The sequence below is a fragment of the Desulfosediminicola flagellatus genome, from assembly GCF_005116655.2.
Taxonomy (GTDB): Bacteria; Desulfobacterota; Desulfobulbia; order Desulfobulbales; family Desulfocapsaceae; genus Desulfopila; species Desulfopila flagellata.
Genome location: NZ_CP050698.1, coordinates 383,772 through 399,474 on the forward strand (window position 1 = coordinate 383,772; position 15,703 = coordinate 399,474).

A 15,703-nucleotide genomic window follows, 5' to 3' on the forward strand; every position below is an offset into this window, starting at 1 on the left:
ATATACCATTGTGCAGAAGGTGCATATAACCGTTTGGTTTTAAGATATAAGGCTCACTGCGGAAACCAGGTTTCCGCGGATGTCTGGCTTATAAAATGTGTTGGTGACAGGGGGCAATCCTGTGACAACGACAAGCATAAGGTCCACAATCATATGAGTAGCAATTATTCAGTGTGTCTGCTGACCCAGGGGAGTGGGTCAGAACCAGAATTTCTGGTCTCTGAGGTCAACCTCCGCCCAGGACAGGAATTCGCGCCCAACAGCCGGGGGGCGATTTTACTTTCCAGTGGCTTTCCCTCAATTTCTCCCGATTCGGGCTTTCCCCTGTCACCAACCCTTCAACTCAATAATGATCTCACCGCAGGTAGCGATGAGATGCTTAAACGTCTGGCTCTTGCTGAGATGGCAAAAGTTCAGGCTACAACCTACAGAAGCTATACAATTGATCCAGATCCGCGACTGTGTGTTATCGGGGCTGATGCTGAAAAGCTGAACAAATTTCTGGATACCTATTCAGGTGTGTTGGAGATCGAGCCTATTCTGCTTTCTGGTTATGATTCTGAATTACCGACAGCAAATGACCTGGAAATCACCAAGACCCGGGACGGCTATTTGCTGGATTATTCGGTTCGGACACCAGTTAATGCAGAGAAGTGCACGTATTGTGGTGAGTGCGGCCCCGTATGTCCTGAAGCGTGTTTGAATGAACATCTTTTTGTTGATTTTACTGCCTGCACTTTTTGTAAAGAGTGCGAAAAGGCCTGCGTGCATGGAGCGATAGATATTTATGGCGCTGAACAACGTCAAATGCGCATTCCGGCTATCATGGTTTTGGAAGGCACAAAACTTGAATTGCCTGTAGACACTACTTCGATTTATCAGGAGAACGGACTTGCTGCCTTTTTTGCAACACAGTTCGGGAGCCAGGTTGATGAAGTTGTTTTGTGTGATACCGCCCTCTGTCAGTTTAGTGGCAAGCTTGGTTACGGTTGCTCACGATGTATCGATACCTGTAGTCATGGTGCTATATCTACCAGTGAAAAGGGTGTGCACGTTGATCCGCTAAAATGCGAAGAATGCGGAGGGTGTGTAGCTACATGTCCAACTGGTGCGATGCAATATGAACGGTTTTCAGACAGTTCGTTTATTTCATATATCCAGTCAATAGATCTTGCAGCGGGAACAACAGTAGTGCTCGGTAGCGAGAAGGCATTACATAAGCTCTGGTGGCAGAGCGGTGACAAACGTTTCGAGGATGTCATCTTTGTTGAATATCCGGAAATTAAGGCGCTTACCCTGTTTCATCTGCTCTTTCTTTATGCGAGTGGTGCAGGGAAAATAGTTCTGCTGGGGCTTGATGAAGAATTCGAAGATATGGAGCCTTTCCAGCGCCAGGCTGCTCTCGCCGGATCATTATTGAACACGTATTGCCAGGACACATCAGCGATAGAGATTTCAACAGTCCAGCAGTTTCTCACCCGTGAAAATCTAAAATCTGAGTTTTCATTATCGGCTCCGCTAGTAGATCTGACCGTAGGAAGCCGTCGTGAAAATCTTGCTACTGTCCTGAAATATTTCACAGATCAAACCGGACGACAGGCGCGAATCAAAGCCAACAAATTACTCCCTTTTGCAACCATCTTTTGTGATGACAGCAGGTGCACGCACTGTTTTGCCTGTCTTAATGATTGCCGTATTCAGGCCCTCAGTGCAAGAGACGATGAACAGGCGCTTATGTCGCGTTCCGCACTCTGTGTTGGTTGCGGAATTTGTGTAAAGGTTTGCCCTGAAAATGCTTTGCAGATGATACCAGGCGCAACCCTCGACGAAAAATTCTTCAACCGGGAAATGCTTGCTGAAGCCGAAGCTATGAAGTGCAAAAAATGTGGAAAGGTCTTTGGCAGTAAAAAGAGTTTTGAGCGGGTTATGTCGATTCTAAAACAAAAAGAATCGGTAGATACCAGTCATTTTGAATACTGCGAAACCTGCAGAGTCGTTAACCTTTTTGAGAGTGCAGAATAATGGAACAGTTTACTGATAGAGACCTATTCAGAGTCAGGTTGCTTTTTGTAGACCTTATTAAATCATTTTTCCAGGCTGAACCTGATGCTGAAAATTTCAGCAGATGGCGTGGCACATTTTCGGCGCTCACCAAAGAGCAGATAAATCCGCTTTTTGATGGTGCGGTTCGTGATCTGGTCAGACTGCTTAATGAGAAAACACTCACAGATATTCAGACAGAATATTATGAATTGTTTACCAATCCTTTCGGAGCCAATCAGATAAACACTATGGCCTCTTATCATCTCGATGGCCGCAGCTTTGGTCAGACGCTTGTGTCACTAAGAGGATTGCTTGCCGAGGCTGGAATTGAGCGGGAAGAGGGTGTAGTTGACAGTGAGGACTCGCTGCCAATGATGCTGGATATCTTTTCCTGTCTGATTGAGGAAGAGAAACAAAGCGGAAGTGATTCGGTCCGAACTTTTCAGGCAAAGCTGCTCACCGAATACCTTGCCCCGTTTGCAAGCAAGTTCAGCACGGAGGTTAGTAAGGCCTCTAAATCGGATTTCTACAAATCCTGCTGTCAGCTGCTTTGCGGTTATCTGGACCTCGAGAAGGGTTTAGTGGCCGTAGCCTAAATATGCAACATGGTCCTGTCGGGCAGTTCGGCAGAGGCCCGGAAAATAACATCCCTATTTAAATTAAGGAGGGGAAACATGAAAAAGGAAACGGACAAAAGACGTTCATTCCTAAAACACATCCTGGCAGGGAGCGCCGTGGTCGTAGGTACTGCAGCTGCTATTAAACCAGCCAAGGCGAAGAGCGGACCGGCTGGTCTGGAGTCGGATGATGTTCTGTACAAGGAGAGTGCAGAATTCAGTAAATACTACAAGTCGTTACGCTCTTAATAATTTTCTTGTTTCGCACGGAAAATTTGAGGTGACAGTGTGATTTTGCAGTTGGGCAGACAAAAAAAGAGTACAAGACTGCAGAACGAGTTCTACGACAACAAGGAGAACGTGAAATGGCCAGATCCAAATTAAGGAAGTCCTCTGGGGACAGCGTGGTTGCCGCTGGTCGCAGGGTGACCCTGAATCCTAAAGTTGCGAGGCGATCTTTCTTAAAGATCTCCGCGGCCACTGCTGCGCTTACAGGCGTTGCAATGACCAGCAAAATGACCCGCAAGGCGAATGCCGCAGCAGGTAAGTCGAGCCCGTATGTGGGTTCGGAGAAAGTAAATACCATCTGTACGTACTGTTCCGTTGGTTGCGGAATTGAAGCTGAAGTGCATAATGGTGTCTGGGTACGTCAGGATATCGCAGCAGATCATCCTGTATCCAGGGGAGCACATTGTTGTAAAGGCGCTGGCGCCATCGATATGGTGACAAGCCCTAAGCGTCTGAAGAACCCGATGAAAAAGGTCAACGGTAAGTGGACCAACATCACCTGGGACCAGGCTATGAACGAGATCGGCGACAAACTTCTCGCTATCCGTGAAAAAGATGGTCCTGATGCTCTGCATTTTAACGGTAGTGCAAAAGTCTCCACAGAGATGGCTTATCAGCACAGGAAGTTTGCTGCTTTTTGGGGGTCGAATAACGTCGATCACCAGGCCAGGATCTGACACTCCGCAACGGTGGCAGGTGTCGCCAATACATGGGGTTACGGAGCAATGACAAACAGCCTGAACGATATGAGACACGCAAAGTCTTTCATATTCATCGGGTCAAATCCTCCGGAAGCGCATCCGGTTTCCATGCAGCATATCCTGCATGCAAAAGAGAAAAACAACGCACCTATTATCGTAGTTGACCCTCGTCGGTCAAAGCTTGCTGCAAAAGCAAGTGACTACGTACGTATCCGTCCGGGTACTGATGCTGCGTTTATGCTTGGCCTGATTAACGTAATTGTTAAAAACGGCTGGGAAGATAAAGAGTTCATTCGAACTCGTGTAGCTGGGTACGAAGAGCTGGTAGAAACTGTTCAGCCATACACACCTGAAGAAGTAGAGTCCGTCACAGGTATTCCTGCTGAGCAGACTTTACATGTTGCTAAAACGCTTGCTGAAAACCGTCCTACCAGTCTTACCTGGTGTATGGGTGGTACACAGCATTCAATCGGTAGCTCAATTACCCGTGCTTTCTGTCTGTTGCAGCTGGTACTTGGTAATATGGGTAAATCCGGTGGTGGTACCAACATTTTCCGTGGCCATGATAACGTTCAGGGTTCCACCGATATGTGTATTCTTTCTCATTCTTTGCCAGCATATTACGGACTGAGCGAGGGTGCGTGGAAGCATTGGTGTCGCGTTTGGGGTGTTGAGTTTGACTGGATGGTTTCACGCTTCAAAGATAAAGAATGGATGCATAAGCCTGGTTTTACCCTGTCCCGTTGGTATGAGGGTGTTAATCAGGATGACAAGATCCACCAGTATACTCCGATCAAAGCTATGGTTCAGTGGGGTTGTGGTGCAAACTCTAACTCACAGTATCATAAAGTTGTTCAGGCCTATAACAAGCTCGACCTGCTGGTTGTAGTTGATCCATTCCCTACTATGGCTGCTGCTGCCTGTGATACAGACAACATTTATCTGTTGCCTTCCGCAAGTCAGTATGAGACCTCCGGTAGTGTTACTTCAACTTCCCGTCAGATTCAGTGGCGTGACAAGGTCGTCGATCCTGTGCATAACAGCAAAGACGACTATCAGATCATGGAATTGCTTGTAACTAAGCTTGGTTTTGCAAACGAGTTCTACAAGAACATTAAACAGGTTCCTGAAGATATCACTCGTGAGCTCGGTGGCGGTTCTCTGACCATCGGTTACAACGGCCAGACTCCTGAGCGTATCAAGAAGCATATGGCAAACTGGCACACCTTCGACATTGATACCCTGCAGGCGAAGGGCGGTCCATGTGATGGTGAGTATTATGGTATGCCATGGCCATGCTGGACTGATGAGCATCCAGGTACCCCGATCCTCTACGATATATCTAAGCCGGTATCCGAAGGTGGACTGCCGTTTAGAAACCGTTTTGGTCTTGAGAAAACTTACGACTCAAGTGGACGTAAAGAGAATCAGCTTGCTGCAAAAGGTGTCTGTAACCCAGGTTCTGAGGTTGATGGCGGATATCCTGAGTTCAAGGATGTTGTTCCTGGAACCAACTGGAAAACCGATCTGTCTCAGAAGACACTCAAAGCTGCTATCGCCAAAGGTATGGCTCCGTTTGGTAATGCCCGTGCGCGCTGTGTTGTCTGGAACTTCCCTGATCAGGTGCCCATCCATCGTGAGCCGCTTCACTCGCCGCGTCCGGATCTGATCAAGAAGTACCCGACCTACAAAGACAAAGTAAATCATTACCGTGTTGATACACGCTTTGAGTCTGAGCAAAATCCTGAGCTCGTTAAAGAGTTCCCGTATGTTATTACAACCGGTCGTATGGTTGAGCATATGGGTGCAGGCGCAGAGACCAGAAGTAATCAGTATCTGGCTGAACTCCAGCCTGAGATGTACGCAGAGATCAATCCACGCCTTGGTAACAACCTTGGTTTCCGTGATGGAGAGATGGTCTGGATCGAGTCACCTGAAGGTGGCAAGATCAAGGTTAAGGCCAAATTCACAGAGAGGGTTGATGAAAAGACAATCTTCCTGCCATATCATTTCGCCGGTATCTTAATGGGTAAATCACTTGTTGATAAATATCCTGAAGGAACAGCGCCGTTTGTTGTGGGTGAATGCGGTAACGTGGTCACCAACTATGGATATGACATTATCACACAGATTCAGGCCACTAAAGATGGACTGTGTAAAGTCAGCAAGGCCTGATGAGGAGGAAATGACATGGGTAGAGTAAAATTCTTATGCGATACAGAACGCTGTATCGATTGTAGCGGCTGCGTTGTTGCCTGTAAGGAAGGAAATCATATTCCTGTTGGCGTAAACCGCCGTCGCGTTATAACACTTGATTCCGGTAAGCCGGGCGAGAAGTCAATATCCGTATCCTGTATGCACTGTGCTGATGCCCCGTGTAAGGCGGTATGTCCGGTAAATGCTCTCTATCAGAGAGATGACGGGATTGTATTAGTCGACAAGAAAACCTGCATCGGTTGCGGTTACTGTTTCATGGCATGTCCGTTCGGCGCTCCACAGTTCCCTAAAGGTGCTGTTTTCGGAGCACGTGGTGCCATGGATAAGTGTACCTTCTGTGCAGGTGGACCTGAAGAGACTTTCAGCGCCGAAGAGAAACATCTTTATGGACAGAACCGTATAGCTGAGGGCAAGGTACCTCTTTGCGCGGGTATGTGTGCCACAAAAGCGCTTCTGGCCGGTGATGCTGATATCGTAGCTGACGTCTATCGTAAACGTGTATTTCAGCGTGGTTCAGGTGTAAATGCCTGGGGCTGGAGTAAAGCTTACGATAAAAAGTAACTTCGTGATCTTTTGGAGTTAAGTAAACACTGTCATCCCTTGGTTTACCAAGGGATGACAGATAATTCAGGATATTAACAGGAGCGCATATCATGCAGAGAAGTATCGCATCTGTGTTTCTGCTCGCAATTATTCTTGTTGCGGCGGGGCTTACCAGCTCGGCGGTTGTGCAGGACATGCATGCGTCAGCGGCAGCAGCAGGTTCTGTATCTGATTATTTCGGTAATCTGATGAAGATGATCACCGGAGATTGGCTGGAGTATGGAGAGTTATTTACTATTTTACAGGGACAGTGGTTTAGCAAGATCTTTTTACTTGTGATTACTGCTGTACCAGCAGTGTTTCTCCTTCATTATCTGATCATTGGTGCCAAGCATTTTGATCATGATAGCGAGCAGATTTATTTTTTCAGCCTGTTTGCACGGGTTGTACATTTTATAGCAGCAGTTTCGTTTTCTCTGCTTGTTATTACTGGACTGATGATTATTTTCGGTTCGTTTTTCGGCGGTGGAGTTCTTATTCGAACTGCTCGCTATATCCATCTTATCTCGGCAATGGTTTTCGCCCTTCCGGGTCTGTTGATGTTTGTGATGTGGTTTAAAGAGATGCTGCCACAGCTTCATGATATCAAATGGATGTTTATTCTTGGTGGCTACCTGAGCAAGAAAAAAGTGCCGGTACCAGCGGCAAAATTTAATGCAGGCCAGAAGATGTATTTCTGGTTCGCCACCGTCGGTGGCGGTGTTATGGCCTATACCGGTTATATCATCTGGGGATTTGGTGCCAGCCTTGATACAGTGCGGATCTTCACAATGGCCCATAACGTACTGGGAGTCGGAATTGTTGCTTTCTTCCTGACTCATTGCTACATGTCTGTGTTTGCTATTGCAGGATCACTTGAGAGCATGAAGACAGGTTACAAGCCAAAAGACGAAGTGGATATTCTTCACAGCCTGCATAAGTATTAAATTTGTGTAACCATTCACGCACTCCACCTATTCTGCGATCAGCCCATCCTGCATAACACCATATGCTGGATGGGCTGAATTCAGATAATTGTGTTAACGCTGAAGATGGTTCACCTGAAAAGATCTGTTTGTGACAGCAATTTTCGCATCCCTACTATGCGTGACCTGGTTGGAATCACTCATTGGCGAAAATGTTTGTGCAGGCAAAAAAATAGCGTGTTCCCTTTTGGGGAACACGCTATTTTTTTTGTGAGTTCTAGCACTACCTACTGTTTTTTTCTGATGTAATCTATTTCGAGCCAAGTTTTTTCAACTCTGCAACAACAACCTCAAGGGGTGGTCTCAGATTAATGTCTGAGACATAGATCCCGCTGATAATCCCTTTTTTATTGATAAATATCAAGGCTCTTTCTGCAGTGCCGTCAGTTCGAAGGACTCCGTAACGCTCGGCAACTTGACCGTGTGGCCAGAAATCAGAGAGTACGTCAAACCACAACTCACCCATTTGCAGAGTCCAGGCATGAAGCGTCGGAATATTATCTACCGTGATCCCGAGAAGAACCGCTTCATTTTGATCGAAGAAACTTTTTGCGATATTGTATCCTGGCCATTGGTCGGAACAGACCGGGGTCCAGGCAGCAGGTACAAAAGAGAGAACGACGTTACGTTTGTTTAGATAATCGCTTAACCTGATCTTCTCGCCTTTAACAGATGACAGCGAAAAATCGGGGGCAGGTTGTCCCACGGATACACGGAGTTCACTGTCTATTGGTTTCAGTGTTCCGGGGTCGTAAATATATTCTGTGAATGCTTTATTTGCTGCATCAGCAGTTGAGAATACAAAACAGCACAGTACAAGTTGCAGAACGGGCAGAAAAGACCATCTCATAACTACCTCCTTCTGCATCAGTTGTAGCCGCTTTTACGCAGCAGGTCGTTGAGGAATTCCTCAACCTGATTGAATCCGCCAGATTGTCTGAGAACGATGGAGTACTGGCTTTTATCATCCTTTTTGCAGCCGATAAATCCTGGTGTCCCTTTGCCGCCGAGGGTTTTGTACATGTTCATGTCGGGGTCCGGAAAGAGGGGGAACTCGACATCGTAGGTATTTTTGAAATGATCTACTTCAAAGGCTGAATTATTGGCACCGAGCCCGATTATTTTCACTGTAAAATCGGGTTGAGAGAATTCCTGCATTGCTTTATACAGTTCATTCACATTTGGAGCCTCTTCCTGGCAGAAAGGGCAATACATACTAAAGAGCTGGATGAGGAGAACATCAGCCTTGATATCTTCAAAGGTGAACGTTTCTCCAGGCTCTGCTTGTAAGCCAAGATAGTCTCTGTGCTCCTGATTTTCAGGAACGATAAGGCTGAGGTTGGGCAGCGGTTCTTTATTTTCTGAAGCGGCTGTTGAAAAAACCGGACATTGGATAATGAGAACCAGCACAAAAATGAGAGGAATCAGCAGATTGCGCTTCATAGGAAATCTCCGTTAACAATGAAGTAATGCGTTATTGCCTGAGAACTGCGACAATGAGAGAGCATGTTTTGTCTGGTATATGAAAAAGTCGAAAGAATATATTGATTTGGTATATTCTTACCCCAAATTAATGCATGCTGGAATCATAGGCAAACCATTTTTATGTAATTTGTTCTAATACAGTAAGCGGTTACAGTTTGGTTATGAGACTCCATATGTGTTAAAAATGGTTAGCTTGTCGATATATGTATGCGAATAGAGTATTTCATATATTATGACGTAAGTAACAACGTTGTCTAGTTCGCTCTCCTCATGCTGATGAGAGTTCGCGGATAGTAGAAGTCTTGGTATGTAGTAACAGTAGGTTTGACGTATCAGGGGTTCGATTACTAAGTATAAGCGTAATCAATTGTAACTATTCACCTAACAGTAAACTTCACTTCTTGCTGGATAGTTACGGTCAACTAGTCATAAAGATTTTTCAATCGGGAGTAACAATTGTCTTCAATAGTAACATTTATCGGTTGGCATGATAGCGGCAAAACAACTTTGGTATGCAAGGTTGTTGAGCACCTCAAAAATATGGGGTATCGGGTAGCTGTAATCAAATCGAGCTGTGAAGGTGGTGCTCAGTTTGATTGTGCAGGAACAGATACCGCTCAGCATAAAGAAGCTGGTGCTGATAGTGTGATGTTCGTCGGACCTGACCAGATGGTTTTGCAGACATCAAATAAAAGTTTATCTCTGAGGACTCTTGCTCATCGTTATTTTCCTGATGCGGATATAGTCATCGGAGAGGGGTTCAAAAATGCTCGTAAAATATCAAAAATTGAGGTGACACGTAACCCTGATCAGATGCTTCGAAATGAAGTGCACGGTGTCATCGCAGTGGCAACTGATATTGAAGATATTGCCGGTGATTATATTTTTCGTTTGAGCGAAAGTCTTGAGATTGCCCAATTTATCGAGAAGCGGTTGATGGTTGGCAAAGGGAAAGGACATGAGACAGCAGCGTTGTTAATAAACGGTCATAAAGTGCCGTTGAAGGGCTTTGTACAAGAGTCGCTCGCAGGAACAGTTCATGGTTTTGTACGTTCGCTTAAGCTGGTTGACGATATTACCGATATTGAATTGCGAATAAGAATAAAGAAATAACTCGTTTTCAATTGGGCCTGCAGGTGCTTATTACTGCAATTTTTCAACCGTCGAATCCCTTTTGACTGTCTGCGGGTGCACTATTCTGTGAGGCTTCGGCGTCAAGCGCATTGTGACCGGCAGCACCTGCTGCTTTTATGATGTGATCTTTGGTGTTTTCAGTTGTCTGTTCCGGAATGTCTACAATAACTTTTCTATGGGCGTAATGGATACCTTTGGCCCGCAATGCCTCCGTTATCCTCTTATAGGCTTCTCTTCTGATGACAAAGTGGGCACCGGGTTTCGCAGTGAACTTTACCCTTATGGTCATAACCGAGTTGGTAATTTCCCGTACACCTTGAGATTTAACAGGTCTGATAAAATCCGCTCCAAATTCTTCATCCGCTAACATCGCCTGACCAACTTTCTTGATTATTTTACGAATTGTATCAATTTCAGCATCATACGGGAAGTCGAGGTTGAACTTCACCACGATACCACCCCGCATATAATTTGTGATTGCCCCGAGTTCGCTGTGTGGCACGATCTGCAACATTCCTCGATGATGCCTCAGCATGACGTTTCGGAGACTGATGTTTTCAACTGTTCCTGATATTCCGCCCGCTTCGACATATTCACCTACACGGAATGCGTCATCCAACAGGTAGAAAAAACCGGAGAACATATCGGCTACAAGTTTCTGGGCTCCAAATCCAACTGCAAGCCCAATCACACCGGCTCCAGCAAGCAGGGGTCCAATATCGACTCCGGTAGAGGAAAGGATCGTCATGGTGACCATTGTGACAAGTATAGTTCCGATAAATCGCCTGATCATCGGTAGCAGGGTGTAGGATCTGCCGCGTGTTGCAGCTGATCCCCATTCATCATCTTCGTCTTTGTTTTCTTCTTCCGCGGGGATTGATTCCTGAATTTTCCTTTCAATCCATGAGCTGATAAACTGCCAAAAAATGAGCGCCACTGCGAGAATGATCAATGAATCAAAAAGAACGGAAGTCAGATTTGAAAACACAGGGATTTTAATGTTCCAGAGGCTTGCCACCCAGACAAAAAGCGCAAGAACGAGACCGGATCGTGAAAAAGCCATCACCTTTCGAAAAGTCTGCCTGCCTTTATCTCTCTGTTCTTGTTCCTCCTCTGTTGGAACATCCTGATCGTTGTAATCATCCGTATGGATTTTGAGAGTCTCCATAGCGTATTTGATCAGCCATTGAAGCAGTTTGTCTGTGACTATCCAGATTGGTAGAACAAAGAAGCTGAGCATAAATGCCCCGCGATGTTTTTGTTCCGGGTCGATGAGGTTGTTAAACAAAAGCAGCCATAGAGCGAATAAATATGACAGAGCAAGCAGGTGCCAGATAGAAGCAAAGGTTGTTCTACCCCAACTTGCTGTTTCACCGTATATCTCTACAGCAGATACAATCTGATCCTTAATCAGAGATCTGTAGAAAATAATGATTGCACCTGTAATGGTGAGCAGGATAGTGGCGAAAAAAAGTAGGAGCAGACTTACGGTATTGGTCTGGGCACCCAGTCGTATGGTAATCACAGACAACATCAGTACCATAGCCATATAACTTGTTGACCAAACTATAAGACGATGTACTCCTGTAGCGATATTACATTGCATTGGCAGAAGCCGAAATAGCATATTTTTGGGTGAAAAAATGATGCGTGAAATTAAGGCAATAACACGAATGAAAGTGATACCAATGAGCACTGCGAGGAAAAACAGCTGAACAAATGGTGAATCAGTCCAGATGAAGGAGAAATATGCAAGATACGCCCCACCAAAAAATAATAACAAACCAATAGCATGAGGTAATTGTTTAACGAGGGAAGCAGAAAATTTGTCCAATCCGGAAAGTACAGAAGGCAGGTTTCCATTAACAGATCCTGTAGAAATCCGTTTAAAGACAAAATGCTTAAAAATAATTTCGATCAGATAGCCCACAATAATGAAAAGTGAAACCCAAAGTATGTTCCCAAGAGCCCCCCGGGAAGTTCCGAAGGGTCAAAGCGAGAGAAAAACTTTTTTGAGATCAGGAACAACATCGGGAATGCTGGCAAGAAGTTGTCGTACTTTTATTTCGGAGGAGTCTGACTTTTGGGTAAGAGATTGAAGCAACTCGCCGAAGAACGCTCCGGGTCCAGGGATTTCATTAGATAGTACTGATTTGGATTGAGAGCTTGCGCTATTCTTTTTCAACTCTTCAATGAGCAGTTTTCGGACCTGTTCATCGCTCAGAGTAGCAATGAGAGAAGTCGTTTCTGAGACTGCGGGACTCTCTTCAGGTGTTTCAGTTGTTGCCTGGTGGGCAACAGTTATTGCGGATAGTGAGACACTGAAAGCAGGCAGTGAGAAAAATGTGAATAAAAGCGTTAATGATGCAACACACATTACGGGTTTGAGGTTAATCAAACATTTCTGCATTAGTCTCACTTGCTTAGCTTGAGGGATTGGTTAGGAGGGTGTCCGGGAATGCCCTCTCGAATTCTGCACTTATCTACCTCAACTATTCGTCATTTCAATAATAACAACGCTCGAAGGTAAATGTAGACTTCGATATCATACATATGTCTTTGCTGTTTTATTAGCAAAATCAAACGATTTGAGAAGAACTGCCTATTCTCGGACGGCCATCTGGGAGGCTGTCCGAGAATAGGGATTCGGGTCAAAATCGAGGTAGTATTAAAAAACAATCGCAGTCATATATGTATATGATATTGCGAGCATTGGTTTTGTTATAACGAAGAGTTTGGAGCAAAGGCTATTGTCGGACAGTCTTCTAGAACCTTTTCTCAAAATACGGTTTAAGCACTTCCGGTAAAGCAACAGAACCGTCTTCCTGTTGGTACGTCTCAAGTATTGCGAGTAAAGTTCTGCCTACAGCAAGACCTGAACCATTTAGCGTATGTACCAGCTTGCTCTTCTTCTGACCATCAGGGCGATAGCGGATTGAACCGCGTCTTGCCTGGAAATCAAGGAAGTTGGAACAGGAAGAAATTTCCCGGTAGGTTTGTTGGCCAGGTAACCAGACCTCAATGTCATACGTTTTGGTTGAAGAAAAGCCGAGATCGCCAGAGCAGAGATTAACTACCCTGTAATGAAGTCCTAGTAATTGCAAGACTTCTTCTGCCTCTCCAAGAAGCTCTTCGAGGGCATCCATGGAAGTTTCAGGTGTGGTGAATTTAACCAGTTCAACTTTTTCAAACTGGTGCTGCCGAATAAGTCCGCGTGTATCACGTCCATGAGACCCGGCTTCAGACCTAAAGCACGGTGTGTAGGCTGTGTATTTGACTGGCAGGTCTTTTTCATCGAGGGTTTCGTCACGGTGAATATTGGTAACCGGAACTTCAGCTGTAGGGATGAGGTAGAGATCCCAGTCATCAATTTTAAACAGGTCATCGGCAAACTTCGGCAGTTGTCCTGTTGCAGTCATGCTTGGTGTATTAACAAGAAATGGTGGTAACACTTCTGTGTATCCATGTTTTTGTGTATGCAGATCAAGCATGAAATTGACAAGGGCACGGGATAGCCTGGAACCAAATCCGGTAAGCAAAGCAAATCTGGAACCCGAGAGCTTTGCAGCACGTTCAAAATCCAGAATCTGGAGGTCTTCACCAACTTCCCAATGAGGTTTGGGAGTAAAGGTGTATTCTCTTTTTTCACCCCAGGTTCTAATCTCTATGTTATCGCTATCGTCATTACCGACAGGGACACTGTCATCGCAAAGATTAGGGATAGCCATGACGATTTCCTGCAACTTGTCCTGAATCTCTGCAAGTTCATTATCGAGCTCTTTTATGGTTTGGCCGATATCACGCATTTCAATGATCATCGGTTCAGCCTGCGCCTTTTCCTCGGCAGAGCCCTGCTTGAGTTGTGCAATCTCTTTTGAAGCAATATTACGTTTGTTTTTTAGGTTCTCGACTTCACCAAGAATCTTAAGGCGTCGTTGATCGATAGTTAAAAAAGTGTCGATCGGAGCGGTGTCCATTCCCCGGCGGGAGCATTTATCTTTAACGAGCTCTATATTTTCCCGTATAAATCGTAGTTCTAGCATGATTGTATTTTTTAGGCAGAAGTTGTGTGTTGTGGAAACTCAATAGTAAAATGGATAGCTTTTCTTCGAAAATTGACCGTACACAAAGTACTAGGAGGCCGTCCGAGAATGGCTTTTTCTCAAACTCTTCGGAATTTTCCAAAAATAATGCTCGCAATATCATTTATATGGCTGTGCTTATTTTTGGAAAATATCTCGATTTTGACCAAAATCCCTATTCTCGGACACCCTCCTAGGCATTAGGTTGAAAACATATATATGCAATATCAAATATATGTCGGATATGCTGTTTCAGCAGTCCTGGATTTCAGGCAAAATGCGGAATTTTCGGATGGAAACTATATAACTTATGTAAGTATTTCATGTTTATCATGGCTGGTGGATGAACGCAACCTCAATCAAATTGCAATTAGATAGCGCTTCTGCTATCCTAGCCATCACAATTTATGACTAAAATGCCATGCTTTAATACGTTGGTAATCTCGTCTCGGAACGCTATTTAACTCTCTTTTTATCATTCGATGGCCGCTCACTCATCTCTTATCATATTTATCTCGGAACTTCGTAAGTCGATTCGCAGGCTTGGATTGTCTCTTTTTCTGGTGACACTGACAATATTTTTCTTATCGCCGCAGATGCTGCGATATGTGCAGGAACATCTGGCAGAGAAACTCTACTTTTTTTCTGTTGCAGGACCGTTTCTGGCACATGTGAAGATGTCGCTTTTCGGAGCCGTTTTTGTACTGATGCCATGGTTGTTGACGGTTCTCTGGAAAGCAATGGGGAAACCGTTTAAGGTTGAAGGCAAGCAATTGTTTTTCTTTGTATTATTCACTTGCCTGTTGTTTTACGCAGGGACAATGTTCTGCTACTTTGTCACCCTCCCGTTTGGTATCAAATTCCTGCTGGGATTCGGTTCGGAAGAGCTGAAACCTGTTATTTCTGTTGGACGGTTTGTTAACTTTGTGACCCTCTTTATTCTTGCCTTCGGTGCGATTTTCGAATTGCCGATATTTATGGTATTCATGGCAAAAGTAGGGGTTTGTCCCAGAAGTTTCTTTGAGCGTAACCGGCGCTATGCACTGCTCATGATAGCTATTGTTGCTGCTCTATTAACACCTACGCCAGATGTAGTGAATATGTTGCTTATGGGTGGACCTTTATACATCCTTTATGAAGCGGGCATTGTTATCCTGATGATTATGAGGATAAAATAAAGGCGAGGTTCGGTTAGAACTCTATCAGTTTAAAGCCATTCATTTTAAGTAGGGCTGCGGTGACACCAATTTTTCCTGAAATGCCGCAGGAAGGTGAACGACTTTTCAGGATGATAGTTGATATAGATCTGGCTCTGGCCAGTTTTAATACTTGCTCTGCACCTTTGATGAAATTTTGAGTGACGTCTTTTCCTGAATCAGTCATTACCCTTGCAGAGTTTGCAAGGACACCATAGCCGTCACCATCGATAAGCTTTGCTTTTTCTCTGGGAGTTGGAAGTCCTCCGAGTTGTTCCGGACAAACGGGAATCCAGGCGGATTTTTGCAGGTGCTCAATACACTGTTTATCCGGTACTATGTGTGCATCGTAACGTGTGCATAATCCCATCA

The 15,703-nt window shown here is 44.9% G+C and carries 14 protein-coding genes; 8 read left to right on the plus strand and 6 right to left on the minus strand.

Features of this window, described 5'->3' with window-relative positions:
- The first annotated feature begins 153 nt into the window (after nt 1–153).
- From FCL46_RS01570 to FCL46_RS01595, 6 genes are all read left to right on the plus strand, one after another.
- Nucleotides 154–2,022, plus strand: a complete 1,869-nt coding sequence (locus FCL46_RS01570) for a 4Fe-4S dicluster domain-containing protein (protein WP_136809713.1) — start codon at nt 154–156, stop codon at nt 2,020–2,022.
- Entirely contained in the window at nt 2,022–2,639 is a 618-nt protein-coding gene (locus FCL46_RS01575; RefSeq protein ID WP_136809712.1) for a TorD/DmsD family molecular chaperone, read from the plus strand. The genes FCL46_RS01570 and FCL46_RS01575 overlap by 1 nt, the downstream gene beginning before the upstream one ends.
- 78 nt (nt 2,640–2,717) lie before the next feature.
- The gene (locus tag FCL46_RS01580; RefSeq protein ID WP_136809711.1) at nt 2,718–2,909 is read left to right on the plus strand and encodes a hypothetical protein; all 192 of its coding nucleotides are present in this window, start codon (nt 2,718–2,720) and stop codon (nt 2,907–2,909) included.
- A 116-nt stretch (nt 2,910–3,025) separates the two neighbouring features.
- Nucleotides 3,026–5,824: a molybdopterin-dependent oxidoreductase gene (locus FCL46_RS01585; protein ID WP_136809710.1), complete on the plus strand. Its 2,799-nt coding sequence runs from the start codon at nt 3,026–3,028 to the stop codon at nt 5,822–5,824.
- Between the two features lie 15 nt (nt 5,825–5,839).
- The gene (gene fdh3B, locus FCL46_RS01590; protein WP_136809709.1) at nt 5,840–6,427 is read left to right on the plus strand and encodes a formate dehydrogenase FDH3 subunit beta; all 588 of its coding nucleotides are present in this window, start codon (nt 5,840–5,842) and stop codon (nt 6,425–6,427) included.
- Nucleotides 6,428–6,519: 92 nt separating this feature from the next.
- Nucleotides 6,520–7,395, plus strand: coding sequence for a formate dehydrogenase subunit gamma (locus FCL46_RS01595; protein ID WP_136809708.1), 876 nt, complete (start codon nt 6,520–6,522; stop codon nt 7,393–7,395).
- Between the two features lie 289 nt (nt 7,396–7,684).
- Here FCL46_RS01595 and FCL46_RS01600 read toward each other — a convergent pair whose 3' ends face one another.
- Both FCL46_RS01600 and FCL46_RS01605 read right to left on the minus strand, forming a co-directional pair.
- Nucleotides 7,685–8,284, minus strand: coding sequence for a redoxin domain-containing protein (locus tag FCL46_RS01600; RefSeq protein WP_217909547.1), 600 nt, complete (start codon nt 8,282–8,284; stop codon nt 7,685–7,687).
- A 17-nt stretch (nt 8,285–8,301) separates the two neighbouring features.
- Nucleotides 8,302–8,877, minus strand: a complete 576-nt coding sequence (locus tag FCL46_RS01605) for a TlpA family protein disulfide reductase (protein WP_136809706.1) — start codon at nt 8,875–8,877, stop codon at nt 8,302–8,304.
- Nucleotides 8,878–9,375: 498 nt separating this feature from the next.
- Here FCL46_RS01605 and mobB point away from each other — a divergent pair, with 498 nt between their 5' ends.
- Nucleotides 9,376–10,032 carry a molybdopterin-guanine dinucleotide biosynthesis protein B gene (gene mobB, locus FCL46_RS01610; protein ID WP_136809705.1) on the plus strand — a complete coding sequence of 219 codons (657 nt, stop codon included), beginning with the start codon at nt 9,376–9,378 and terminating at the stop codon, nt 10,030–10,032.
- Between the two features lie 43 nt (nt 10,033–10,075).
- Here mobB and FCL46_RS01615 read toward each other — a convergent pair whose 3' ends face one another.
- The 3 genes from FCL46_RS01615 to serS form a co-directional block, all read right to left on the minus strand.
- Complete coding sequence (locus tag FCL46_RS01615) at nt 10,076–11,983, minus strand: mechanosensitive ion channel family protein (RefSeq protein WP_136809704.1); 1,908 nt, start codon at nt 11,981–11,983, stop codon at nt 10,076–10,078.
- Between the two features lie 60 nt (nt 11,984–12,043).
- Entirely contained in the window at nt 12,044–12,463 is a 420-nt protein-coding gene (locus FCL46_RS01620; protein ID WP_136809703.1) for a hypothetical protein, read from the minus strand.
- Between the two features lie 355 nt (nt 12,464–12,818).
- Nucleotides 12,819–14,096: a serine--tRNA ligase gene (serS, locus tag FCL46_RS01625; RefSeq protein WP_136809702.1), complete on the minus strand. Its 1,278-nt coding sequence runs from the start codon at nt 14,094–14,096 to the stop codon at nt 12,819–12,821.
- A 521-nt stretch (nt 14,097–14,617) separates the two neighbouring features.
- Here serS and tatC point away from each other — a divergent pair.
- Nucleotides 14,618–15,313, plus strand: a complete 696-nt coding sequence (gene tatC, locus FCL46_RS01630) for a twin-arginine translocase subunit TatC (RefSeq protein WP_136809701.1) — start codon at nt 14,618–14,620, stop codon at nt 15,311–15,313.
- Between the two features lie 13 nt (nt 15,314–15,326).
- Here tatC and FCL46_RS01635 read toward each other — a convergent pair whose 3' ends face one another.
- Nucleotides 15,327–15,701, minus strand: coding sequence for a 2-thiouracil desulfurase family protein (locus tag FCL46_RS01635; protein WP_267313666.1), 375 nt, complete (start codon nt 15,699–15,701; stop codon nt 15,327–15,329).
- Nucleotides 15,702–15,703: the final 2 nt, after the last annotated feature.